The following is a 24,067-nucleotide window of genomic DNA, read 5'->3' as shown; positions in this document are numbered from 1 at the left end:
AAATTGAAGGTGACGGGGGAGGAGATTAGAAGGACACGTCGGGAGCCTGGCGCTTGGACTCCTCCACCTGGAAGTATTCGAAGGGGCGGAAGCCGTGCACGGAGGCCACGATGTTGGTCGGCACGGACTGGATAGCGGTGTTGTAGTTGTTCGTCGAAGAGTTGTAGTACTGGCGCGCAAAGCCGACCTTGTTTTCGGTGGCGGCTAGCTCTTCCTGCAGCTGTTGGAAATTGCGGGACGCCTGCAGCTCTGGGTAGGCCTCTGCGGTTGCGCGCAGGGTGGCCATGGTGCGACCGAACACTGCTTCTGCCTGGGATGCATCCTGCACAGTGCCGGTGGCGCGAGCGCGATCAGTTGCGCTGCGCAGCTCAGCGATATCGTGGAACACCTTCGCCTCGTGGTTGGCGTAGCCCTTGACAGTGGATACAAGGTTGGGGATCAAGTCGCCGCGACGCTGCAGCTGGGTATCGATCTGTGCATATGCCTCGTTGACCGTGTTTCGCTTTTTGACGAGGCCGTTGTACATGGCGAACCAGATGATGACGAGTAGGACGAGGATAACGATGGCGATAATTGCAATGATCATGTCAGTAATTTCCTTGGAACCTTTGAACGTATCTATGTGTGAAATCGGTTGCGAAGTGGCCGTTTAGGAGGATACGAAACTTCGCACCAACCACCAGTCTTGAAATGTATTATCGCCAACCTTTGTTCCCGGCGCAGTGTAGTGCATTTTGTGTCTGCGCTCTCGATAAGGTGTCCCAGAGCTCGGGGGCATCACAGTCGTTAAGGTGGATTCCATGTCAACTAGTCCAAATCCCATGGTCGACCACCAGCTTTCCCATCGCACAATCAGGGAGTTCACCGATCAGCCGGTAGACGAGCAAACCCTGGAAACGATCTATGACGTCGCTATGCGTACTGCGTCCTCCCGTGGAATGCAGCAGGCGAGCATTATTCGCGTGACGGACAAACAGCTGCGGGAGCGCCTGGCGGAGATCGGAAATCAGGAGTACGTTCGCCGGGCTCCTGTGTACCTGCTGTTCCTGGCTGATACTGCGCGCAATGCCCAAATCTTGCGGGAAAACGGCGGCGATCCACGCGCTGCGGGGCGCACGAAGGCGTTTGTGGAAGCTTTCACAGATGCCTGCCTGATGGCGCAGAACGTGGTGAACGCCGCCGAATCCTTTGGCCTTGGCGCGAACTACCTAGGCAATATTCATAACGACACTGCCGGGGTTATCGAATTGCTGAACCTGCCGCAATTTACCTTCCCCGTCGTAGGGCTTACCCTCGGTTGGCCGAATCAGGATCCGCAGCTAAAGCCCCGCATGCCACGTTCTTTCCGTGTTATGGAGAACGGCTATCAGACCAGGGAGAACTTGACCGCCGACTTGGCAGATTACGACGCGGAAATGAGGACGTATTACGACTTGCGCAACGCTAACCGGCGGGTGGATAGCTTTACCAACCAGGTTTTGAAGAACTTTCCTTTCTCCCGGGATAGCAATGACGACTCACTGCAGGCGGCGCGCTGGCAAGGTTTTATTGTGTGACGCCCCTTCGCACGTCACCCGCATCTAACCTGAACTTAACCTTTAGTTCAGCTACTTGGGTTAGTATTCCGGAGAGTTTATAAAACTATGTGAATTCGCGCCGGGCGGGCTCGGAGGCCTGGCGTTCACAAAGAAGACACAGTCGACATTTCAAGGATGAGGAAAACAGTGACCAACAAGAAGGGTCTGAAGATCACGACGGCGACCGTGATGGCCGCGACGATGTCCCTTTCCGCAGTAAACGTAGGTCAAGCCGCAGCTGCTCCAGTGAGCATGCCAGCTATCGCTGGTTCGCAGGGGCTACCGAACTACCCGCACCCGGTGCCGCACAAGGGTGCACCAAACCCGCAGCCTTTCGGTCCGGAGTACCTGGGTGGCTACATTTCCGACATCAGCTCCCACGGCTATGGCGTGTACCTAGACGTTGTGGATGGTTTCAATGATGTCCGCGCCAACCACCCGGCGATCATGAAGCAGAACCTGGACAAGGTTGTGGAGATCAACAACGCTGCGCAGAGTAACCCGTCTGCCATCCAGCGCGCACAGAAGGACGCTCGCGCGGACAAGGCTGGCGTGCTGGATGCGTTCTCCGACTCGCTGGGTGACGAGCTTGGCCGCCACTTCCGTGCCGCCCTGCGCGAGAACCGCCTGCCGAAGACCCAGTTCCTGCTGGGCAACGGCTACCTGGCTCGTGCTGGCGGATTGGCTTCCTCCACCTTCGTGGAGAAGATGGTGTTCGGTTACGACCGTCCGTTCGTGGTCGCCCCGGATCGCATCAAGAAGTACGAGGATGGCCAGAACAAGTACTACGGCACCTCCAAGTCCTACCCATCTGGTCACACCAACCAGGCTGTCTGGTCCACCACTTTGCTGGCGCTGACCCTGCCGGAGCTGGCTCCGCAGATCCTGGCTCGTGGGTCTGAGGCTGGTAATAACCGCATTGTGATGGGTGTGCACTACCCGCTGGACGTCATGGGTGGCCGCATGTCCGGTACTGCAGCGGCAGCTGACCGTTGGAATGACCCGAAGATGCGCGATGCGATCCGCCAGGCTGGAAAGGAACTGCGTGCCGAACTCGAGTGGCGCGCTGGCCGCCCGCTGGCACAGGTCATCAAGGGCGACAAGGCCTACCGTTCCACCGACCAGGCTGTGCGCGAGTACACCGACCGCATGACCTACGGCTTCCCGAAGATCTACCGCAAGGATGCGCCGATGATCGTGCCGCAGGCTGCGCCGGATCTGCTGCTGCCGAAGTTCCCGAAGTTGACCTACAAGCAGCGCGCCTCCATCCTGCGCCAGACCGCCATCCCGTCCGGTTCCCCGCTGGACGATCAGGGTCCGCGCGGATCCTGGCAGCGCCTGAACATGGCCGCCGCATTTGCCGCTAAGGTCAAGGTCAACGGCGACGGCAGCGTCACTGTTCTGCGTTAGAACCGCGTAGCTGGGAGGCGGGGGTAACCTTTAGCAAACTGTTACCACTGTGGCGCATGTGAATCCTGTTTCGTGCGATAGGGTTAGTTCCATTGCCAACAAAAACGAAGGAAAGTATGCGCTCCCGGTCCTTGACAGCCTCACTCGTCCCCACTCGCACTACCCGTCGCTTCGCAGCTTTGATCGCGGGCGCGGCACTGGCCATCTCCGCCACTTTTGGTGCGACCTTCAATGCGCCGGAGGCCTCCGCGGCTCCAGCAGGATCCGCCGATGCCTTCCTCAAGGCCACCGGCCAGCCCGGACCACACCGCATTCCCGGCCACTACTTCACTTCCCCCGGCATTCCTCAAGCACAGCGAGCCGCCGCACCAAACGTGCTGGCAGGCCCGTCCATGCCGATCTACGTAGGCAACAACATCTGCACTCTGGCCGTCGTCGGCTATGACAAAGCAGGGAACAAAGTGGGCATCACCGCTGGACACTGCGGTAAGCCCGGCGCTCCGGTCACTTCCATGGATAGCGAGCGTGCGGGGCAAATCGGCACCGTCGTTCGTAACGGCTACCCGGACTACGCCGTCATCAAGTTCAACAACAAGGTGCGCCTGACCCGCAGCTACAACAACGTACACCTCAACGCACTGGGCGGACCGACCCCAGGTAGCCTGCAGCAGATGTGCAAGACCGGAGTGGCCACGGGCACCTCTTGCGGCCCAATGCTGGCGATCTCCGGCCCCTTCCTTGTCTCGCACCTGTGCGGCTCCGTTGGCGATTCGGGTGCCCCGATCTACGTCGGCAACCGCCTCATCGGCATTATCAACGGTGGCGTAGCCAACCTGCCTTCCTGCACCACCCCACTGCAAGGACCTTTCCACGCGCCGACGGCCGGTGCAGCATGGAATGTTATTGCTGCTGACCTCAACGCGGCTGGGGGAGTAGGAGCCGGTTTCCGCCTGGCATAAACCCCTAACGCCACGCTCTTTAGCCCAAGCGCCCTCTGCCTAGCTGCAGCAGGGCCTTCGCTATTTCTACGCCCTCTGTGCCGAACTCCTCGCGGAATTGATTAATGATCGCGACCTCGCGCGTATAGACGAGCTTCGTGCCACCCGAACCTAGACGTGTTTTGCCGATGGCCTTTGAGACCTCGCTACGGCGGTGGATTGCATCGATGATGGCGCGGTCGAGGCGGTTGATTTCCTCGCGGTAGGATTGAATTTCTGAATCCGATAAAGGATCGTCCGTGCCGGAAGGCATTCGGACGGTGAACTCAGCAGGCTGCGAGTCTTCGTTGTCGCTCATGCGCTGTAGTCTACCGCTAGTTGGCCGGAGAGTTTCACAAAGAGTTTCTAGGGAGCACAAAGGGAAAACATGCACAACCAGCACGATCCATTCGCCGACCTGCCGCTGCCCGAAGAACCGACACTGTTTGACGAAGAGGTACCTCCACCAGAGGAGGATCTGCCTCCGGAGGGCTATGAGAACGTACTGGCGAGCCTGCACACCACACCTCGCCCAGAACCGCAGCCGCAGCGCGCGACTGGACAGTCGGGCGCGGAAACTGGGCGTCAAAAAGAAGAACTGCTGAACGGACTTAACCCACAGCAGCGGCAGGCGGTCGAGCACATGGGTAGCCCGCTGCTGATCGTGGCGGGTGCCGGGTCGGGTAAGACGAGTGTGTTGACGCGCCGCATTGCCTACCTGCTGGCCAACGGTGTGGCGCCGTGGCAGATCCTTGCAATCACCTTTACCAACAAGGCCGCGGCGGAGATGCGCGAGCGCGTGATGGATATGGTCGGTCCACAAGCGGAGCGGATGTGGGTCTCTACCTTCCACTCCTTTTGCGTGCGTGTGCTGCGTGCCAATGCACACCTCGCGCCAGGGCTGAACACGAACTTCAGCATCTACGACTCGGATGATTCCAAGCGCTTAATGTCCATGATTATCAAGGACGCCTCGCTGGATTTGAAGGAGTTCTCGCCGCGCGGGGTGCTGCACGTGATCTCCAATTGGAAAAACGAGCTGGTTGGCCCGCAAGGTGCATTGGAGGAGGCGCAGCGCGATTCGAATCCTCACACCGCGCAGATCGCCACGCTGTACAAGACCTACCAGCAGCGTCTCCGGGCGGCGAACGCAGTGGACTTTGACGACCTGATCGGCGAGGTTGTGGGGATCCTCAATAACAATCCGGACGTGCGCGAACACTACCGCCGTCGCTTCCGTCACATCATGGTCGACGAGTACCAGGACACAAACCATGCGCAATACGAGCTGGTCGCGGCACTCGCCGGCAAGGGCAAGGCGGAATCCGAGCTGTGCGTAGTGGGCGATGCTGACCAGTCGATCTACGCCTTCCGTGGGGCGACGATCCGCAATATTGAGGAGTTCGAGCGCGACTATCCGGATGCTCACACAATCCTTTTGGAGCAGAACTACCGTTCCACGCAGCGGATTCTCACCGCTGCCAATGCTGTGATCGACCGTAACCAGGGCCGCCGGCCAAAGAAACTGTGGACGGATCTGGGCGATGGAGAGCTGATCGGCGGCTATGTTGCGGATAACGAACACGACGAGGCGAATTTCATCGTCCAGCAGATCGACGACCTCGTGGATAACGAGGGTTACTCCTACGGCGATATTTCGATCATGTACCGCACCAACAATGCCTCCCGCGCGATCGAGGATGTGTTGGTGCGCTCTGGGTTGCCGTACAAGGTTGTCGGCGGCACGCGCTTCTATGAGCGCCGCGAGATCCGTGACATCGTTGCATACCTAAAGGTGCTGGATAATGCGGATGACACGGTGGCATTGCGGCGGATCATCAACACCCCGCGCCGCGGTATTGGAGATAAGGCCATCGCGCAGGTTACGGTGCACGCCGAAGGCCAGGGGATAGGTTTTTCGGCTGCTCTTGGTGACGCCGCCGCGGGCAAGGTCGCCGGCCTTTCCGCTCGCGGCCGCAATTCCATTGGCAAGTTCCTGGAAATGATGGACGCGCTGCGGGCGGAGACAGAGACGATGGAGATGACCGCCTCCGACGGTTCTGGGCTGGGGTTGCCCGACTTGGGGCGGGTGATTTCCGCGGTGCTGGATGTGACTGGGTATAAGGAGCTGCTGGAGAAGTCCAACGATCCGCAGGATGGGGCGCGCCTGGATAACTTGAATGAGCTGGTGAGCGTGGGGCATGAGTTCTCGCAGGAGTCGGCGAATTTGAAAGCTTATGAGGAGATGCCTGGTGGTAGCGCAGGGAGCGCTGGTGAAGACAGTGCTGACGCAGATGAGGCTGCTGAGGCGATGCTGGCTGAGGGGGAGGCGCCACTGGGTAGCCTGCAGGCTTTTCTAGAGCGCGTGAGCTTGGTCGCTGATGCCGACCAGATTCCGGCAGACGAGCAGGACATGGTGACACTCATGACGCTGCACACTGCCAAGGGGCTGGAGTTCCCCGTCGTGTTTTTGACCGGGTGGGAGGATGGCCAGTTCCCGCACATGCGCGCACTGGGCGACCCCACAGAGTTGGCCGAGGAGCGCCGTCTGGCCTATGTGGGCATTACGCGCGCCAAGCAGCGGTTGTTCCTGACTCGGGCGATTACCCGCAGTGGTTGGGGTGCACCTGTAAACAACCCACCGTCGCGCTTCTTGTCTGAGGTGCCGGAGAACCTGATGGAATGGATCCGCGAGGAACCCGCGCGTTTCGGCAGCGGAGTGGATTCAGCCTGGGGTGGCGGAGGATACGCCGACGGTACGAGCTTCGGCGGCTCGGGTGGATGGAGCTCTGACTCTGGGAGCTGGGGTAGCCAGTCCTATCGCAAGCCTGCAAGGAAAACGAAGCCCGCCTTTGGAGCCGGCGCAAAGAAGAACCAAGATTTGGACTTGGCGGTCGGGGACAAGGTCAACCACGACAAGTACGGCTTGGGGACTGTGAAGAGCGTCGACGGCAGCGGATCACACACTACCTGCATGATTGACTTCGGCAGCCAGGGTACGGTGCGCCTGATGTTGTTCGGCGGTGTGCCGATGGAAAAGCTCTAGCGAAGTAACGGCCCCGGGGTTATTCCCGGGGTTTTTCTGACGCCGCCCGCTTTTGCGTCGGTAGAGGTCGTGCGGTGAGGTTGATGGACGCCACAGCAGTGTTAAAAAAAGAGACTTTTGTGACAAAAGTTTCGCGACGAATATTTTTGTTATGTAACGTAACTATGCGTCTCCTCGTTGGATTTAGCGGAAACAAAGAAGGGTATGTATGTCAGAAAACCAATCGATCACCTCAAAACTGCACAACCTTAAGCATTTCGGCGAGGCTGCATGGGCTGAGACTCATGCGATTGCCACCGGCCTGGGGACCGCGCTGCGATCGGGCGTGGTCGTTAGGGGCGGCGGAGTTAAAGGTAAAGCAAAGCTGGTGGAAAGTATCGCCCGTTATGGCTTCACCGCTGCGCGTCAGGCATGGTACGCCGCAGAAGCAGCCCCGGAGCGAACGGCCATCATCGATGACATTGGTGAGCGCACCTATGCGGAAGTTCGAACTGAGGCGCTTGCTTTCGCCCGCGCGCTGCAGCGCATGGGGTTGGGGCCGGGGAAAAACATTGCAGTGATGGCACGCAATTCCCGCGTTGTTGTCTACGCGCTAGTCGCAAAGGGCTTTATTGGGGCAGATATTTGCCTGCTTAATCCTGCTTCCAGCTCGGTCCAGCTGCAAAAGAGCATGGAAGAACTGAATGTTCACACCATCATCATCGATGAGGAATTCGCAGACCGGCTGCCTGCAGATTATTCCCGTGCAAAGGTGATCATTGGGTACGCGGAAGACCTGCAAAACCCGCAGGCGCCAAACCCGGAATGGGAGACCTTTCAGCAGGTCATCGACCGCGCGCCTTCTGAAGCCGAGGAAAAGCTTCCTATCATCCCGAAACGTGGCTTTATCACCATTATGAGCTCCGGCACTTCGGGCACACCTAAGGCCGTTGTGCACCGGGAACCGCCTATTCCGACACCCCTGGCGGACCTTGTGACGTGGATTCCGTGGCGTGCGGAAATGATGATTCAACAGACTGCTTCCATGTTCCACTCGTGGGGCTGGGCGAACCTTAACCTGATCTTCGCTCACCGTGCGACGGTGGTTTTCCGCCGAGTATTCGATCCTGTTCAGGCTATGGAGGATGTTGAGCGTTACGGTGTTAACGGCATTATCACCTCGCCTATCTTCATCAAGGAGCAGCTAAAGGTCGCGCAGAACGGTAACTACGATGCCTCATCGTTGGAGTTCATCGTGTCTTCCGGAAATGCCATGCATGAAGATCTGCTCCGTGGCCTGCACAAGCAATTCGGGCCGGTGGTGTGTAACTTCTACGGCTCCACGGAAAACAGCGTCGTTGCTATCGCTAAGAAGGAAGAACTTGCGGAAAACCCATCCTTGGCTGGGCGACCGGTGCGTGGCGTGCGCATAAAGATTCTGGATGATGAAGGCAATGTGCTGCCTCCGAACACTCCGGGACGAATCTATGCCCGTGGAACCATGACTATGCGTCGCTACGCGCACACCCGCGATCAAATGAAGATCAAGCATGGCTTGTTGGAGATTGGCGACCGCGGGTACCTCGATGAAGAGGGGCGCTTGTTTGTCCTCGGCCGAGCTGATGACATGATCATCGTCGGCGGTGAAAATGTCTACCCACGCAGTGTGGAAGAAGTACTGGCGCCGATGCCCGGCGTGAAGGATCTCTTTGCCAAGGGGGTAGACGACGAGGAGAGTTTTAAGCGCATGGCCGTCTGGATTGTGCGTGACGACAACCCGGAAGGTGAGGAGCTGACCAAGGAGTCTGTGCAGGAATGGGTCAGGGATAATCTTGCGGAGCATTCCGTTCCCCGAGAAGTGACCTTCCTGGATGAGCTTCCTCGCAACCCAACTGGTAAGGTCATGCCAGCAATGCTTCCTAACACCTAACATTTTTGAACCAATATCGATAGGCTAGACACGGCCTTTAAACACTCACTGGAGAACATGATGAAGAAAATTGCACGTATTCTGACCGCGGCAGTTGTCGCGGCTGGATCCGTCATGGGGCTTGCCCCTGCTGCGCAGGCTGCACCGGGCAACACCGTTTTGATCGGCGATTCCTACTTTGCCAACACGACCCTCAACCAGATCTTGGACGCTAAGCGAAGCGGGAAGCGCAAGTGTATCCACGGTAAGTTCCGCGTTGCCACCGAGCTGCAACGTCTGACAGGAGCTCATATTGACGACTACTCCTGCAACGGCAAGGAACTGTACTTGGGTCGTGAGCCACTGGAGGCTCGCGTGGATCAAGCTATTCGAGATGGCAAGCTGAACCGCAATACGCGCAACGTGCCGATCATGGTCGGCGCCAACGACACCTACCGCACCCTTTCCCCGATCGACAATCGCGCAGCGGCTCGTTCCTACGATCGCATCGCTAGGAAGATCAAGCGCGTTGCTCCCGGCGCCCGCATCCAGTTCGTTAGCTACCCACACCTGACGAACGACCGTGCAGGTCTCTGCCTCATCCGTCCCCACGGTTTGCCACCGATTGAAGCCCCGTTCCCGATCGTGAAGGAAGCTGAACGCCAGCTTTGGCGTCAGGCGCACGACGCGGCTAAGCGTAACGGCGGCGTATTTGTTGATCTGCACCGCTCCACGCGTGGCCACGACACCTGCCAGCCAGGTGGAAAGGCATGGGTTGCTGGTGTCTTCGACAACCAGACTCCGCGCTACAACCTGACTCTGCACATGTCCTACGACGGCGTGACCAACGCGGCGAAGCAGATCGGCGCTGCTCTGCAATAAGCTGTACCTCTCCTAGGGGACACCCCAATACCCCAAGGGGAGGACCTCGGGAAAACAACCCGGGGGATCAATTAAATAACTTAAGGGCCTGACTCCGATGTGGTATCGGAGTCAGGCCCTTTTGAAGGTTTTAACGCTAGAGCTTTAAGGACGCTCGGCAGTTTAAAGCTGAATGCCGCGCTCAGCCAGCCATGGCTTCGGGTCTACGGCGTCGCCACCGTTCGGGTGAACCTCGAAGTGTAGGTGGGAGCCAGTGGAGAAGCCCAGGGAACCCATGCCAGCAATCTTCTGACCGCTGGTTACACGGTCGCCAACCTTGACATCCAAAGTGGCCATGTGGCCGTAAACGGTAATGGTGCCGTCATCGTGCTTAATGCGAATCCAGTTACCGAAGCCGGATGCCGGGCCGGAGTCGATAACGGTGCCGTCGTGGACAGCGCGGATGGGGGTGCCGACAGCGTTAGCGATATCGATGCCCTGATGGAAGGAACCCCAGCGTGGGCCGAAGCCGGAAGTGAAAGTGCCCTCGGCTGGCTTTGCGAACTCAGGCATACGGGCAGCCAGGTCAGCCTCCGTGCGCTCCTTGGCAAAGCGCAGGGCGGAATTAAGCTGCTGGGAGAGGTTGGAGACCGGCTTGGCCTGCGGAACCTCGAGGATCTGCGGGGCTTCGGCAGCCGTTGCGTCTGCACCGTCGGCGGTGGCGGCAGAGCCCTGAGCGCCGGCCCCTTCACCCTGGGCGAGAAGAGTGGTGTTCTCAGAAGCCAGTGCGATGTCGTCGTCAGAGCTCTGGGAAGCACCAGCGGTGGCACCAGCAGCGCCAGCGGTCGTGACGGCCGTCGTCGCGACTGCTACGAGCGCAAAGCGACGCTTCGCGCTGTGATCCTGCTTGCGGTGGGCACCGGTACGGTTCGCCTCGGTAGTGTTTTGCACTGTCCTTGTAACCCTTCGACTTATTCGGTGTTTCTTAGCAACTGTCAAATGCGGCTCTGTCTGCTGGGCTATGGCGTTGTCTAGCGGATCCTCGGCGGATCCTCGATGCCTTCGCGCAAGCATTTTGTAACCACTTTGTTATCAACGGAACGTAACATTATCGGTTGAGCAACGTTGCGGCAACTAAATTCACGAAAAATAACGCTTTGGTTACATTGCGGGGGTGGTGCGATCTGAAGTGATATTGATCGATGATTCATTCCCCCTGTTCCAGACGTTTTTCTGGCGCTTCTTCACGTGTTCTTCGATGTTAGTGATCTTCCGCACGCTACCTCCAAACCCTCAAGTAGAAGATTAGGCATGGCGTGGGTGAAGAGAAGAAGCGACGGCTAACGGGTGGGTCAGTCCGCCAGATACCTATTCCTCTTAGGCACAATGGGACGGGTGAGTAAAGATTCTGCTGCCCAACGCCCCGGATCCCGACGATCATCGTCTTCGCGACGCCCAGGTGTGAGCCGTACCCGGCGAACTTCGTCCGGTAGTGACGCAGCCAGGATCAAAGGAACCCAGGGAGGTTCCAGTAACACGGGGCATGAGCGCTTCGTGGCTGCTGACCAGGCAAAGGGAACCCCGGTAGATGGCCGGCTTGCCTCTAAAAGCAAAGTTGCGAAGGCTACCTCTACTTCTTCCTCCAGCTCTGCCTCCGCGTCGCGTGGTGGCGTTAAAGCCGCTCTGGGGAGCTGGTGGTCGAAATGGAAGCCCCACGTCAAACGTTTTGGACCTCAGCTGCTGATTAATCATGCTGTGACTCTGGGTGTCATCGTCATTATTGCCGTTCTCATCGGCATCGGTACCGGCTTTGCCAAAGTTCCGGCAAGTATTGCATCGATGTGGATGGCGTTCAATCTCGCGCCGGTGGAAATGGCGGGTGCGAAGTTGGGATTTGTGCCGCTGCTTCCTGCACTGTTGTTGGTGTGGGGGCATGCGAAACGCGCGACAACGGTGCTTGGAAACTCCATTAGCGTTCGCGGGCTTCGCGTATTCACAACCTTAAGCTTGTTGATTCCCCTCGTGCTTACCTGCATCGCATGGTTAATGCTGTGGGATGCCTCGCGCGTATTCGATGTAACTCCGCCAAATCTGCTGGTTGCATTGATCTCTACTGCTCTTGTCAATGGCGCAGCCATTGTTATAGGTATGCGGGCACGCGTATGGCGAGCACTGCTGCTTCGCCGTGGCTGGTCTACTTGGCCAGTGGAATCAATGCTGCTGGCACAGAAGTTCCTCAAGTGGATGAGCGCCGCGGGGCTGGCTGTGGCGCTGATATACCTTCTGACGAACTTGAAGGCTTTCAGCGAGGCGTATGACATCACCTCATCCACGATGGGTGTTATTGGCCTTAGCTTTGTTGCCCTTTTGTATGTACCCAACGTCGTGATCGGCGCGATTGCGGTCCTACTCGGTGGAGAGTTTCATGTAGGAAACGGCGCGGTGAGCTTGTTTACCGCGAACAATGTCAACCTTCCCCCGCTGCCGATCCTCGCGGCTATCCCAAATGATCAGATTCCGTTTGGTCCAATGCTGCTGGCTGTGCCTGCTTGTGTAGCTGTGGGATGTGTCTACAACTTCTTGCGCGGGCGAAGCTATGTCGAGGCTCCGTTGCTCCAAGCAGTCGGGGCGGGTGCATTTTCCGGGTTGATTGGCTTCTGCGTTTCCTGGCTAGCCGGTGGTGAGCTCGGCGTGTATGGGCGGGCGGGAGCTGTTGAGTGGCTCTTTGCTGTGGAACTCGCAGCCTGGTTGTTGGTGCCCGCGGCTGTGATGATGTTCTTTATGGCGCGCCGAGGTGCGACCGTTATTGAGGACATTCCGGAGGCGGAGATGGTGTCTTCCGCAGAGTCTGAAGATGCTCAAGAAGTCGAAACTGCCGAGGAAGCCGAGGAAGCCGAGGACGCTGAAGCTGCTGAGGACGACGCCCCTACGGAGGAACCGGAAAACGGGAATGATGGGGGCGTCACGAAGAAAAAGCAGGAAGACCAACAAGAAGATCAAGTAAAAGAGCAAGAAGACAAAACGGACGAAGAAGCGGACGAGGATACGGATACAGAGGATGACGAAGCAGATGAAGATAGTGATTCTGGCGAGCGGGACGGGGACACTTCTGCAGAGCGTGATCGATAACGTCGATCGCGACAAGGTAGAAATCCTCGCGGTGGGCAGTGACCGGCAGTGCGAGGCTCTCGACCGTGCCGAGCGCGCAGGAATCGAGCATTTCCTGGTCGAGTACGTGCCGAAGCAGACTGATCGCGAACAATGGAACGAAGATCTGGCCGACAAGATTTTCAGCTATGAATCAGACCTCGTGGTGAGCGCGGGTTTCATGCGCATCCTTGGTCCACAGGTGGTGGAGCGCTTCACAGGGAAGATCATCAATACACATCCGGCGCTTCTGCCGGCTTTCCCCGGAGCGCACGCGGTGGAGGACGCATTAAGTTATGGTGTTCGAGTCACCGGGTCTACAGTTCATGTAGTAGATAGTGGAGTGGACACGGGTCCGATCATCGCTCAAAAGGCGGTGGAGGTCGCGCGCGACGACACAGTCGACAGCTTGCATGAAAGAATTAAAAAGGTGGAGCGCGCACTCTTAGTAGAGGTGCTGCACGAGATTTCACATGAGGGACGAAAGGCCAGGAACGAAAACAATGAGTGACGGCACTGCAGCAACCAACGGCAGCGATAAAAAGGAAATCCGTCGTGCACTGATCAGTGTGTACGACAAGACCGGTCTCGAAGAGCTGGCCAAGGGACTGCACGCCGCGGGAGTCGACATCGTCTCCACTGGCTCGACTGCGAAGAAGATCGCCGACGCTGGCGTGCCAGTGACCGAGGTAGAAACCCTCACCGGCTTCCCGGAGGTTCTGGAAGGACGGGTCAAGACCCTGCACCCGCGCGTGCACGCTGGCATCCTGGCCGATACCCGCAAGGACGATCACCTCAAGCAACTTGAAGATCTAGGTATCGAGGCTTTCCAGCTCGTAGTTGTAAACCTGTACCCGTTCACCGAGACCGTAGCCTCCGGGGCGGGCTTCGATGATTGCGTGGAGCAGATCGACATCGGCGGCCCGTCCATGGTGCGTGCCGCTGCGAAGAACCACCCGTCCGTGGCCGTGGTGGTAGATCCTTCCCGTTACGAGGATGTCGTGGCCGCTGCCAACGCCGGCGGATTTACCCGCGCGCAGCGTACCGACCTGGCCGTGGATGCGTTCCGCCACACTGCCGCTTATGACGTGGCCGTGGCGTCGTGGATGGGGGAGCAGACCGCGGATGGCGAGCAGTTCCCCGAGTGGATCGGCGCTTCCTACAAGCGTGCCAATGTGCTGCGCTATGGCGAGAACCCGCACCAGGCAGCCGCACTGTACTCCGACGGCACCGGTCTGGCTGGCGCCAAGCAGTTCCACGGCAAGGAGATGAGCTACAACAACTACACCGATGCGGATGCCGCCTGGCGTGCAGCGTGGGATCACAAGCGTCCGACCGTAGCCATCATCAAGCATGCCAATCCGTGTGGTATCGCCGTATCCGATGAATCCATCGCCGATGCGCACAAGAAGGCACACGCATGCGACCCAATGTCCGCCTTTGGCGGCGTGATCGCAGTGAACCGCGAGGTGAGCGTTGAAATGGCTCAGCAGGTGGCCGAGATCTTCACCGAGGTCATCATCGCGCCGGGCTACGAAGACGGTGCTGTGGAGATCCTCTCGCAGAAGAAGAACATCCGCATCCTGCAGGCCGAAGCACCGAACGAGGAGCCGGAGCTGCAGGGCCGCGAGATCTCCGGCGGCTTGCTGGTTCAGCAGGTTGATGCGATCGATGCAAAGGGAGACGACCCGAGCAACTGGACTCTGGCCGCTGGCGAAGCAGCCGATGAGGAAACTCTGCGCGAGCTGGAGTTCGCTTGGCGCACCGTGCGCGCGGTGAAGTCGAACGCAATCCTGCTGGCCAAGGATGACGCCACCGTGGGCGTGGGTATGGGCCAGGTGAACCGCGTCGACGCAGCCAAGCTGGCTGTCGAGCGCGCTAACTCCCTGGCTGGCGACGAGAAGCGCGCTGAGGGTGCGGTCGCAGCCTCGGATGCTTTCTTCCCCTTCGCCGACGGTTTTGAAGTGCTGGCTGAGGCGGGCGTGCGTGCAGTCGTACAGCCCGGTGGCTCGGTTCGAGACGCTGAGGTTATCGAGGCAGCGGAGAAGGCGGGCGTCACCATGTACCTCACCGGTGAGCGTCACTTCGCGCACTAGAAAACACGCTTGAGCGCAGGAGTTTTACGAACGTATGTCTAATGAGCACCCCACACATCCTGGCAGCGGCGACTATCCGTCCCGGCCGGAGCCACCGCAGTATCACCGCAATATGGGTGCGCAAGGACAGAACCAGTGGCAGCAGTGGCAGAACCCACAGCAGCAGCCCGCCTACTCGGAGTACCCCTATGAGGACTCCGACGGTGACAGTAAATTCCTGCCCATCCTGGGGATCATTCTGGCTGCAATCCTGGCCATTGCATTGATCCTAGGGGCCGCCTACTACTTCGGCTGGTTCGGCGATGACAATGGGAAGGGTAACGGAGGTTCCGGCGGAGGCACCTCCCAGTCGCAGAACGCCGACGGCGGAAGTACCAGTACCAACGGCAATAGCGAAAACACCAGCAGCGACAATTCTGACACTGCAGAGGAGGAAAGCTCCTCGCAGGATGAGACCTCGGAGTCGGAGAGCGAGGACTCCCGGCCCACCCGTCCGAAGCTGCCTTCCGGCGCAGTTCCGGCCAACCAGTCCGCCGAGCAGGACAAGCCAGGCGGGGACTTCAATAACGTCTACACCGGTAGCGACATTACGTCTAAGCCCTTCGCACGTGCGGTTCGCGATGCATTCGTTGAGCACTACCTGGATACGGATGAAACCAACGGCACAGTAAAGGCGTACTCGACGGTGACCGGCGAGACTTACACCATGAGCTGTAAGGATAACGGCCAGTATGTGACATGCACCGGGGGCAATGATGCCATCGTCTACATTGCATAGGTTCCGTATGAGGGAGCCATTCCGGAAGTCTCGCTCCTCACTGCTCGCCGTTGCACTGGCTTTTGTCGGCACGGCGGTTGCTGGTTGCACGATTGGTGATGTAGAGAGCGATGACGCCACGTCGTCCGCCGCCAGCACTTCAGACAATCAGGACGAATCGACGGCGGAGCGTTCGCCACGGCCGACGGTATCTGAAGATAAACCCAAACCTGACGAGCCTAAAAATTCGCAGAAGAACCCAGGTGGGGAGCTGAGCTATGACGGCAGTGCGGCGATAGCCGTTGCTGGGGTGAAAGGGGCGGGGCAGACCGCAGTTGCACCGTGGTCAACCATGAAAGTGCCGATTGCAATTGCGGCTCTTCGGCGCTCTCCAGGAATGGAAGCTACTGCGAAGCAGGCTATTCAGAACTCCGATAATGCGGCTGCGGAAGAACTCTGGGGTGCGCTAGGTACGCCGGAGCAGGCGGCTGCAGCAACCTCAGGCGTGATTAAGGAGGGGAGTAGCACCGCGCGGGTGGAGTCACAGGTCGTGCGCCCGGGGTTCAGCTCATTTGGACAGAGTGATTGGTCGTTGAGTGACCAGGCTGAATTCGCTTCTCATCTGCGCTGCATTCGGGGAGCAGAACCAGTGGTTGCCGCCATGGGGAATATTGTTAACGGTGGTGGATACGGCCTGGGGACGATCCCTGGGGCGATTTTCAAGGGAGGCTGGGGGCCGTCCTCATCCAGCGGCTATGGGGTGCGCCAGTTTGGCTTGATTCCAAAGTCTGACGGCAAGGGATACGTGGCCGTAGCGATTGCGGTGGAAAGCCCGGACGGGAGCTACGAGGCGGGGCAATCCGAGCTGACAGCAGCGGCGGAGTTTCTGCAATCGAGGGTGGATGATCTGCCGGCAGCGGCATGCTAGGCGGTATAGAAAAACCAATTCTTTCGGTTAATGTTTCTTAACCAGTAAGGTCGGGGTTATGAGCTCTCATTATCTTGCCGAACCTAACACCGAAGGCTTATCTGCACGCGCAGCGGCGAAGGAACGTCGCCGAGTGGAGCTTCTGCGTGCCGCTGCGAGGATCATGGCGAACAAGGGCTTTCATGGCACGAGCCTGGAAGAGGTGGGGGAAGCGGTCGGGATCTCCGGGCCGGCTGTGTACCGGCATTTTTCGGGTAAAGAGGAGATCCTGACCGAGCTAATGACAGGCATCTCGGAACACATGCTCTCGGAGGCGCAGAAAATTGTTGATGGCTTGACCGATCCGCGGGAGCGCTTGGCGGTGCTAATCGACTTTCAGGTGGACTTCGCGCTGTCGCAACCAGAGCTAATTCGCCTGCATAACCGCGAACTTTTTCGTATGGGAGAAGCGGGACGAGGGCGTGTGCGCTCAGTCCAGGGAAGCTATCTCAAGCTCTTTGCGGAGGCCTTGGCGAAGATGGACTCGCATTATCGGGGAGAGGCGGGGCGCATCACGGCGCAGTTGGTGGTGGGCATGATTAATTCTTCTGAGGTTATTCGCGGATGGGCGTCTACCGCGCTGGCGCGGCGACAGATGCTAGCTGCGGCTCGCGCGGCAGTCGGGTTGGAGTAAACCCCACCATACGGGGGTAGTTCACTGGCAGAAACTTTTTAGATTCCCTAGCCAAAGTGTTGTAGCTCACATACAGTGGCGTCAACAAGTTAGTTAATCGCTTGTAACTGAATGTGGGGAGTGTGGACAAGCGCTCTCATCACAATCCCGCCACCTTTCAAGGAGCTGCACACGTGGAAACCACTACTGCCAACTCAACCGCCCCGGCAGCCGCAGATCTGACCGAGCCACGCGGAATCCCGAGCCACCGCGAACTTGTCAACGAACTGCGTGAGCGCCTAGCTCGTGCCCAAGCCGGCGGAGGGGAGAGAGCTCGCAAGCGCCACACGGATCGTGGCAAGCTACTGCCACGCGAGCGCATTCGCTTACTTCTGGATCCCGGCAGTCCCTTCCTGGAAATCGCGCCGCTTGCCGCCGAGGAGATGTACGACGGCAAAGCCCCAGCCGCGGGCATCATCGCGGGAGTCGGGCTTGTACACGGTCGCCTGTGCCTTATCGCCGCTAATGACGCCACCGTCTCCGGCGGTACCTACTACCCGATGACGGTCAAGAAGCACCTCCGCGCCCAGGAGATCGCAGAGCAAAACCACCTGCCATGTATCTACCTCGTTGATTCCGGTGGCGCGATGTTGTTGCAGCAAGACGATGTATTCCCGGACCGCAATCACTTTGGCCGTATCTTCTTCAACCAGGCGAACCTGTCAGCGAAAGGGATTCCACAACTATCTGCTGTGATGGGTTCCTGTACCGCAGGCGGTGCCTATGTTCCTGCCATGAGTGACGAGACGATCATCGTGGAAAACCAGGGCACGATCTTCTTGGCTGGCCCTCCACTGGTGAAGGCTGCGACCGGCGAGGATGTCACCCCGGAAGAACTCGGTGGTGGAGCAATGCATTCCCGTATTTCCGGTGTGACGGATCACCTGGCCGCCGATGATGAAGACGCACTGCGGATCATGCGTGGGATCGTCGAAACTCTGCCAGAATCCAAGCCGACTCCCTGGAAGCGCAGTGCCCCCGTGCCGGCTCCGCGCCCGCAGGAGGATCTTTACGACATCGTGCCCACCGATCCGAAGATTCCCTATGACGCGCATGAGGTCATCGAAACGCTGTGCGACGAGGGCAGCCTCTCGGAGTTCAAAAGCGAATATGGCAACAGCATCATCACGACCTTTGCGCGGCTGGAAGGCCACCAGGTCGGAGTGATCGCCAATAACGGCATCATCTTTGCCGAGGCCGCCATGAAGGGCGCACACTTCATCGAACTTTGCGAGCAGCGCAACATTCCCATCATCTTCTTGCAAAACACCACCGGCTTTATGGTGGGGCGTCAATACGAAGAAGGCGGCATCGCCAAGCACGGGGCGAAGATGGTTAACGCCGTGGCTACCGCATCGGTGCCCAAGCTCACCGTTGTCACTGGTGCGGCTTTCGGCGCTGGCAATTACTCCATGTGCGGCCGAGCGTATTCGCCGCGATTCCTGTGGATGTGGCCGAATGCGCGTATCGCAGTGATGGGCGGACCACAGGCGGCCATGACACTTTCTACCGTCCGACGTGCGCAGATTGAGCGCCGGGGCGAGGAGTGGTCTGCCGAGGCACAAGAGGCCTTCGAAGCGCCAATTCGCGAGATGTTCGACGAGAAATCCACCTGCTGGTACTCCACAGCACGACTGTGGGATGACGGAGTGATCGATCCTGCGGACACACGCCGCACGCTCGCCATGGCCCTCGATATCTGCGCTCAAGCTCCGCGCGAGGAAACCGGTTTCGGCGTTTTCCGCATGTAAGGCGTTCAAATCCTTTCAACGCAGCCCACCAACGCAACGCACCCACAGAAAAGAGAAACTGCCGTGAGTAAAACAACTGCTACCACCGGCCCGTTCGATACGGTGCTGGTCGCCAACCGCGGTGAGATCGCCCTGCGCGTGATCCGCACCGTGCACCGCATGGGGCTTAAGGCCGTGGCCGTCTACTCCGATGCCGACTCCGCAGCACCGCACGTCCACGCTGCAGACAAGGCTGTGCGCCTAGGTCCTGCCGCCGCTGCCGAGTCCTACCTCAAGATTGACAAGGTTATTGACGCCGCGAAGGCGGCCGGCGCCGGCGCTATCCACCCCGGTTACGGATTCCTCTCGGAAAACGCGGCTTTCGCCAAGCGCTGTGAAGATGAGGAAATCATCTTCATTGGTCCACCGGCCAGCGCCATCGAGACAATGGGTGACAAAATCACCGCCCGCGCGACCGTCGAATCCCGCGACGTGCCCACCGTTCCCGGAATCTCCCGGCCAAATCTAACGGACCAGGAGATCATCGACGCTTCTGAATCCGTTGGCTTCCCCGTGCTCATCAAACCCTCCGCTGGTGGTGGCGGCAAGGGAATGCACTTGGTGGAGGAGCCGGAGAAGCTGGCCAGCGCGCTGGTCTCCGCCCGCCGCGAGGCCGCAAGCTCCTTCGGCGACGACACGTTGTTCTTGGAGCATTTCGTAGATACTCCGCGCCACATCGAGGTGCAGATCGTCGCTGACTCCCACGGCAATGTGATTCACCTGGGTGAACGTGAATGCTCTCTACAGCGTCGCCATCAAAAGGTCATTGAGGAAGCACCCTCTGCACTGCTGGACGAAAAGACTCGGCAGGAGATCGGCGAGGCTGCCTGCGATGCCGCCCGAGCCTGCGGTTACCGCGGTGCGGGCACGGTGGAGTTCATCGTCTCGGCCAAACAACCAGAACGCTTCTTCTTTATGGAAATGAACACCCGCCTTCAGGTCGAGCACCCGGTCACCGAAATGGTCACTGGTCGCGACCTGGTGGAATGGCAGATCCGTGTGGCGCGCGGGGAAGCTCTGCCCATCTCACAGGACGACGTGCAGCTCAACGGCCATTCCGTAGAAGCGCGTGTTTATGCTGAGGACGCAGCCGCCGGGTTCCTGCCCACCGGCGGAATGATCACGGGACTCTCCTGGCCGGGTGGGGACGGGGTACGTGTGGACGCTGGTGTAGTCGAAGGCCAAGAGGTCAGTTCTGATTATGACCCAATGTTGGCGAAAATCATTTCCCACGCTGAGACGCGCGAGGCTGCCCTTCAACGCCTCGACCAGGCGCTGGCCCACACCCGCATTGAAGGTCTGACGACCAATATTGACTTCAACCGCTTCCTGGTCACCCGCCCGGAGGTTATCGCTGGAGACCTGCACACCGGCTTACTGGATTCCATCGTCGAGGACTTCCAACCTCGCGCAGTCCCCGTGGACACTCTCGCCGTTGCCGTGCTCCACCTGGCGGGCGCGCTAGGTGGGGGAGACGAAGGGGCGTCACAAAGAACGACCTCGGAACTCACCCTCGGCAGTGCCTGGACCGCGTGCGACGGGTGGCGCGGCGCTGGGAAGCGAGCACCTTTGCGTTTGGTGCTTGCCGATCCAGGCGGGGTAAGCGCGCCGGTTGAGGCACGTGCCGAATTTGAAGACGACGCGTGGACGATACGGCTCACTCCATTAGTCAGCGATGAAGGGGAAGACGAAGCGTCAGCTTCGGAAACCCGCCGCATCAAGATCGTTGCCGACCCGCAGGCCACGCGCAACGAATGGCGGCTGTCCATCGACGGCGCGCCTGCTGAGAAGTGGAGTGCCGGAAGACACGGCAGCATCACTGGACCGAACGGCACCCACGTGGTGGAGGTGTTCTCCGGCACGGCGCACGACGCAGAGGCCAGCACTCAGGATTCGCCGGACATCCTCAGTCCCATGCCCGGCACCGTTATCGCAGTGGAAGTCGCAGATGGCGATGAGGTCACCGAAGGCCAACCCGTAATCGTGATTGAGGCCATGAAGATGGAGCACACTCTGGCAGCGCCTCGCGGCGGAAAAGTCAAGGTCAGCGCTGAAGTTGGCCAGAAGGTCGGCACTGGAGAAGTCCTGGCGGAAGTCATTTCTGCGAACGACGCGTCCGATTAGCCAGCAGCTAAGCACATTCAACAGTTCACAAAACACAAGCACACCAAAAACCCACAGAAAGAGGAGAACAATGAGCCAAAGCACCAAGGACCGCAACCCCTACCTCTCCGACGAACTGCACGAACTGCGCGCCAGCGTGGAGGACTTCGCCAACTCCGTAGTCGACCCCGTGGCCGCCCAGCACGACCGCGACCACACCTTCCCCTATGATGTCGTCCGCCAGATGGGCGAGATGGGTCTCTTCGGCCTGCCAATCTCCGAGGAATACGGAGGCATGGGCGGTGACTACATGGCCCTCGGCGTGGCATTGGAGGAGCTGGCTCGTGTGGATCAGTCCGTCGCCATCACCCTGGAGGCCGGAGTTTCCCTGGGAATCATGCCGATCTACCGCTTCGGCAGCGACGAGCAAAAACAGACCTTCCTGCCGAACCTGGTGGCGGGCAAGAACCTGGCAGGCTTCGGCTTGACCGAACCTGAGGCTGGTTCCGATGCCGGTGGAACCAAAACGACCGCCAAGCTTGACGGCAACGAGTGGGTGATCAATGGATCGAAGCAGTTCATCACCAACTCTGGCACGGACATCACCTCCCTGGTCACGGCCACCTGTGTGACCGGCCAGCGTGACAATGGCAAGAAGGAAATCTCCGCCATCATCGTGCCGACCGGCACACCGGGCTTTACCGCCGAGCCCTCGTACAACAAGGTCGGCTGGAATGCCTCCGATACTCATCCGCTTACCTTCGATAATGTCCGCGTACCCGAGGAGAACCTGGTCGGCGAGCGTGGCCGCGGATTCGCCTACTTCCTCTCTATCCTCAACGAAGGCCGCATCGCCATCGCCGCCCTGGCCACCGGTGCTGCGCAGGGCTGTGTGGATGAATGCGTGCGCTATGCGAAGGAGCGCACCAGCTTTGGCAAGCCCATCTCCGAGTACCAAGCCATCAGCTTCAAGATTGCCCGCATGGAGGCTCGCGCCTGGACTGCCCGGCAAGCCTGGTATGCCGCGGCGGCGAAGATGGCCGCAGGCCTGAACTTCAGTAAGGAAGCCTCCATCGCGAAAATGGTTGCTTCTGAGGCAGCCATGGATAACGCCCGTGATGCCACTCAGATCCACGGCGGCTATGGATTCATGAACGAATATCGCGTTGCTCGCCACTACCGCGATTCCAAGATCCTCGAGGTAGGCGAGGGAACCACCGAGGTACAGCAAATGCTTATCGCCCGCGCTCTCGGCGTATAGGCCGCGCTTCAACCCCTAAGCACGTCGGATACCGACGAGGCGTCACAAAGAAAACTAAGGAGACCTGTAACAATGAGCGAAGAAAAAGAGGTTGTGCAGCGCGGCCTGTGGTTCGAGGAGTTCGCCGAGGGTGTGGTGTACCGGCACCAACCCGGGCGCACCGTCACCGAGGCGGATAACACGCTGTTCACCACCATGACCATGAATACCCAGCCGCTGCACATCGACGCAGCGTGGGCTGCCGCCCAGGACGGCTTCCGCGGCGAGCGACTGGTGAACTCCATGTTCACCTTGTCGACGGTAGTGGGGCTATCAGTGAGCCAACTTTCCCTCGGCACGATTGTGGCCAACCTGGGATTCAGCGAGATTTCCTTCCCGGCCCCCATGTTCCACGGCGATACTCTCTACGCCGAAACGCGCTGCGTGGGCAAGCGGCTTTCGAAGTCGCGCCCTGGGCAGGGCATCGTGGAACTCGAACACATCGGGCGCAACCAGGATGGCACCATCGTCTGCAAAGCCACGCGCAAGACACTGATGCAATGCGCACCGGGTGGGGAGGAGCCCAGCAATGGTTAGTTCGAGAACTCCCCAGCCGAACTCTTGGCTGCCGAAGGGGCCTGCGCTTTTGTTCGCCCCTGCCGACCGACCCGAGCGTTTTGCAAAGGCCGCGGATCGTTCAGACATGGTGATTCTCGACCTCGAAGACGGTTGTCGCGCCGAGAACCGAGAAGAAGCCAGGAAGAACGTCCAACATGCAGACCTCGACCCGGAGCGCACTATCGTTCGCATCAACGCAGTGGACTCGCCGGATTTCGCCGAGGACCTCGCCGCCGTCGTCGATTCGCCGTATCGAACCGTGATGGTGCCGAAGGTAGAGTGCGGTTTCTCTCTTGGTGACGCCAACTCCAACGACCGTCCGCTGCCCGCTGACTTTCGAGTGATTGCGTTGATCGAAACCCCCAGGGGCGTGGTGAACCTCCCGGAAATCGCGGCAGACCCGCAGGTTGTTGCTTTGTTTTGGGGTGCCGAGGATCTGACTGCTGCACTGGGCGGGACAAGCTCGCGTTACAGTGCCGACGAGGTTCCCACCCCGGGAGGTGGCCCATCAGGCCATCCAGGTGGTTACCGCGAAGTACCGCGCCTCACCCGTGCGCTGGTGCTTACGCATGCGGCGGCGGCTGGCATCGTCGCGCTGGATTCGATTCACGCCGACACGACGGACACTAAAGGCGCCAGTGCTGAAGCCATCGACGCAGCTGCCAGCGGCTTTACCGCCACCGTGTCCATTCACCCTGGCCTGGTGCCCGTTATTCGCGAGGCCTATGCCCCAACCGAGGAACAGGCCACGTGGGCGCGCCGCGTCATTGAAGGCGCGGCCAAGAACACCGGGGCTTTCGCCCTGGATGGCCAGATGATCGACGCACCTTTGCTCCGCCAAGCGGAAATCATCGCCGCCAGAATCCACTAGTTTCCTCCGCCAGTTTTCTCTATTCCTCTTCTCACAACTCTTTAGC

20 protein-coding genes are annotated in these 24,067 nt (G+C 59.3%); 17 read left to right on the top strand and 3 right to left on the bottom strand.

Annotated elements, in window-relative coordinates; genetic code table 11:
- Positions 1-25 precede the first annotated feature (25 nt).
- A complete protein-coding gene (locus AC06DS_RS00630) occupies positions 26-586 on the bottom strand; it encodes a LemA family protein (protein ID WP_293790937.1) in 561 nt (186 codons plus the stop codon).
- A gap of 214 nt (positions 587-800) precedes the next feature.
- Between AC06DS_RS00630 and AC06DS_RS00625 the strand changes: the two genes are divergently transcribed.
- From AC06DS_RS00625 to AC06DS_RS00615, 3 genes are all read left to right on the top strand, one after another.
- Positions 801-1,556 carry an NADPH-dependent oxidoreductase gene (locus AC06DS_RS00625; RefSeq protein ID WP_477100726.1) on the top strand — a complete coding sequence of 252 codons (756 nt, stop codon included), beginning with the start codon at positions 801-803 and terminating at the stop codon, positions 1,554-1,556.
- Positions 1,557-1,724: 168 nt separating this feature from the next.
- On the top strand, positions 1,725-2,987 hold the full coding sequence (locus AC06DS_RS00620) for an acid phosphatase (protein ID WP_477100725.1): 1,263 nt from the start codon (positions 1,725-1,727) through the stop codon (positions 2,985-2,987).
- 116 nt (positions 2,988-3,103) lie between these two features.
- A complete protein-coding gene (locus tag AC06DS_RS00615; RefSeq protein ID WP_293790940.1) occupies positions 3,104-3,946 on the top strand; it encodes a chymotrypsin family serine protease in 843 nt (280 codons plus the stop codon).
- Positions 3,947-3,965: 19 nt separating this feature from the next.
- Here AC06DS_RS00615 and AC06DS_RS00610 read toward each other — a convergent pair whose 3' ends face one another.
- Positions 3,966-4,283 carry a chorismate mutase gene (locus AC06DS_RS00610; RefSeq protein ID WP_293790941.1) on the bottom strand — a complete coding sequence of 106 codons (318 nt, stop codon included), beginning with the start codon at positions 4,281-4,283 and terminating at the stop codon, positions 3,966-3,968.
- Between the two features lie 69 nt (positions 4,284-4,352).
- Here AC06DS_RS00610 and AC06DS_RS00605 point away from each other — a divergent pair, with 69 nt between their 5' ends.
- The 3 genes from AC06DS_RS00605 (at position 4,353) to AC06DS_RS00595 (ending at position 9,780) form a co-directional block, all read left to right on the top strand.
- Positions 4,353-7,010 (top strand): ATP-dependent helicase, encoded by a 2,658-nt coding sequence (locus tag AC06DS_RS00605; RefSeq protein ID WP_293790942.1) that lies wholly within the window; start codon positions 4,353-4,355, stop codon positions 7,008-7,010.
- A gap of 208 nt (positions 7,011-7,218) precedes the next feature.
- Entirely contained in the window at positions 7,219-8,919 is a 1,701-nt protein-coding gene (locus AC06DS_RS00600; protein WP_477100724.1) for an AMP-binding protein, read from the top strand.
- A 57-nt stretch (positions 8,920-8,976) separates the two neighbouring features.
- Positions 8,977-9,780: an SGNH/GDSL hydrolase family protein gene (locus tag AC06DS_RS00595; RefSeq protein ID WP_293790944.1), complete on the top strand. Its 804-nt coding sequence runs from the start codon at positions 8,977-8,979 to the stop codon at positions 9,778-9,780.
- A 162-nt stretch (positions 9,781-9,942) separates the two neighbouring features.
- Here AC06DS_RS00595 and AC06DS_RS00590 read toward each other — a convergent pair whose 3' ends face one another.
- Complete coding sequence (locus AC06DS_RS00590) at positions 9,943-10,710, bottom strand: M23 family metallopeptidase (protein ID WP_477100723.1); 768 nt, start codon at positions 10,708-10,710, stop codon at positions 9,943-9,945.
- Positions 10,711-11,154: 444 nt separating this feature from the next.
- Between AC06DS_RS00590 and AC06DS_RS00585 the strand changes: the two genes are divergently transcribed.
- From AC06DS_RS00585 to AC06DS_RS00535, 11 genes are all read left to right on the top strand, one after another.
- Positions 11,155-12,888 carry a cell division protein PerM gene (locus AC06DS_RS00585; RefSeq protein ID WP_477100722.1) on the top strand — a complete coding sequence of 578 codons (1,734 nt, stop codon included), beginning with the start codon at positions 11,155-11,157 and terminating at the stop codon, positions 12,886-12,888.
- Entirely contained in the window at positions 12,830-13,417 is a 588-nt protein-coding gene (purN, locus tag AC06DS_RS00580; protein WP_476728351.1) for a phosphoribosylglycinamide formyltransferase, read from the top strand. The genes AC06DS_RS00585 and purN overlap by 59 nt, the downstream gene beginning before the upstream one ends.
- Complete coding sequence (purH, locus tag AC06DS_RS00575) at positions 13,410-15,002, top strand: bifunctional phosphoribosylaminoimidazolecarboxamide formyltransferase/IMP cyclohydrolase (RefSeq protein WP_293790947.1); 1,593 nt, start codon at positions 13,410-13,412, stop codon at positions 15,000-15,002. Before purN ends, purH begins: the two co-directional genes overlap by 8 nt.
- A 34-nt stretch (positions 15,003-15,036) precedes the next feature.
- Entirely contained in the window at positions 15,037-15,780 is a 744-nt protein-coding gene (locus tag AC06DS_RS00570; protein WP_434828422.1) for a hypothetical protein, read from the top strand.
- A 7-nt stretch (positions 15,781-15,787) separates the two neighbouring features.
- The gene (locus AC06DS_RS00565) at positions 15,788-16,687 is read left to right on the top strand and encodes a hypothetical protein (protein ID WP_434828423.1); all 900 of its coding nucleotides are present in this window, start codon (positions 15,788-15,790) and stop codon (positions 16,685-16,687) included.
- Positions 16,688-16,745: 58 nt separating this feature from the next.
- Complete coding sequence (locus tag AC06DS_RS00560) at positions 16,746-17,360, top strand: TetR/AcrR family transcriptional regulator (protein WP_434828424.1); 615 nt, start codon at positions 16,746-16,748, stop codon at positions 17,358-17,360.
- A gap of 218 nt (positions 17,361-17,578) precedes the next feature.
- Positions 17,579-19,150, top strand: coding sequence for an acyl-CoA carboxylase subunit beta (locus tag AC06DS_RS00555; RefSeq protein WP_434828445.1), 1,572 nt, complete (start codon positions 17,579-17,581; stop codon positions 19,148-19,150).
- Positions 19,151-19,213: 63 nt separating this feature from the next.
- Positions 19,214-21,313: an acetyl/propionyl/methylcrotonyl-CoA carboxylase subunit alpha gene (locus AC06DS_RS00550; RefSeq protein WP_293790951.1), complete on the top strand. Its 2,100-nt coding sequence runs from the start codon at positions 19,214-19,216 to the stop codon at positions 21,311-21,313.
- A 70-nt stretch (positions 21,314-21,383) separates the two neighbouring features.
- Positions 21,384-22,553 carry an acyl-CoA dehydrogenase family protein gene (locus tag AC06DS_RS00545; protein ID WP_476728328.1) on the top strand — a complete coding sequence of 390 codons (1,170 nt, stop codon included), beginning with the start codon at positions 21,384-21,386 and terminating at the stop codon, positions 22,551-22,553.
- A gap of 72 nt (positions 22,554-22,625) precedes the next feature.
- A complete protein-coding gene (locus AC06DS_RS00540) occupies positions 22,626-23,129 on the top strand; it encodes a MaoC family dehydratase (protein WP_293790953.1) in 504 nt (167 codons plus the stop codon).
- On the top strand, positions 23,122-24,021 hold the full coding sequence (locus AC06DS_RS00535; RefSeq protein ID WP_477100721.1) for an HpcH/HpaI aldolase/citrate lyase family protein: 900 nt from the start codon (positions 23,122-23,124) through the stop codon (positions 24,019-24,021). Before AC06DS_RS00540 ends, AC06DS_RS00535 begins: the two co-directional genes overlap by 8 nt.
- Positions 24,022-24,067 lie beyond the last annotated feature (46 nt).

It is taken from the genome of Corynebacterium sp. TUM25015 (assembly GCF_056393505.1).
Note: the sequence above shows the minus strand (reverse complement) of the source record. Positions and strands in the feature narration are given on the sequence as shown.

Coding starts and splice junctions, on each gene's coding strand:
- AC06DS_RS00630 (WP_293790937.1), bottom strand. CDS start 586: ATGATCATTGCAATTATCGCCATCGTTATCCTCGTCCTACTCGTCATC.
- AC06DS_RS00625 (WP_477100726.1), top strand. CDS start 801: ATGTCAACTAGTCCAAATCCCATGGTCGACCACCAGCTTTCCCATCGC.
- AC06DS_RS00615 (WP_293790940.1), top strand. CDS start 3,104: ATGCGCTCCCGGTCCTTGACAGCCTCACTCGTCCCCACTCGCACTACC.
- AC06DS_RS00610 (WP_293790941.1), bottom strand. CDS start 4,283: ATGAGCGACAACGAAGACTCGCAGCCTGCTGAGTTCACCGTCCGAATG.
- AC06DS_RS00605 (WP_293790942.1), top strand. CDS start 4,353: ATGCACAACCAGCACGATCCATTCGCCGACCTGCCGCTGCCCGAAGAA.
- AC06DS_RS00600 (WP_477100724.1), top strand. CDS start 7,219: ATGTCAGAAAACCAATCGATCACCTCAAAACTGCACAACCTTAAGCAT.
- AC06DS_RS00595 (WP_293790944.1), top strand. CDS start 8,977: ATGATGAAGAAAATTGCACGTATTCTGACCGCGGCAGTTGTCGCGGCT.
- purN (WP_476728351.1), top strand. CDS start 12,830: ATGAAGATAGTGATTCTGGCGAGCGGGACGGGGACACTTCTGCAGAGC.
- purH (WP_293790947.1), top strand. CDS start 13,410: ATGAGTGACGGCACTGCAGCAACCAACGGCAGCGATAAAAAGGAAATC.
- AC06DS_RS00570 (WP_434828422.1), top strand. CDS start 15,037: ATGTCTAATGAGCACCCCACACATCCTGGCAGCGGCGACTATCCGTCC.
- AC06DS_RS00565 (WP_434828423.1), top strand. CDS start 15,788: ATGAGGGAGCCATTCCGGAAGTCTCGCTCCTCACTGCTCGCCGTTGCA.
- AC06DS_RS00560 (WP_434828424.1), top strand. CDS start 16,746: ATGAGCTCTCATTATCTTGCCGAACCTAACACCGAAGGCTTATCTGCA.
- AC06DS_RS00545 (WP_476728328.1), top strand. CDS start 21,384: ATGAGCCAAAGCACCAAGGACCGCAACCCCTACCTCTCCGACGAACTG.
- AC06DS_RS00540 (WP_293790953.1), top strand. CDS start 22,626: ATGAGCGAAGAAAAAGAGGTTGTGCAGCGCGGCCTGTGGTTCGAGGAG.
- AC06DS_RS00535 (WP_477100721.1), top strand. CDS start 23,122: ATGGTTAGTTCGAGAACTCCCCAGCCGAACTCTTGGCTGCCGAAGGGG.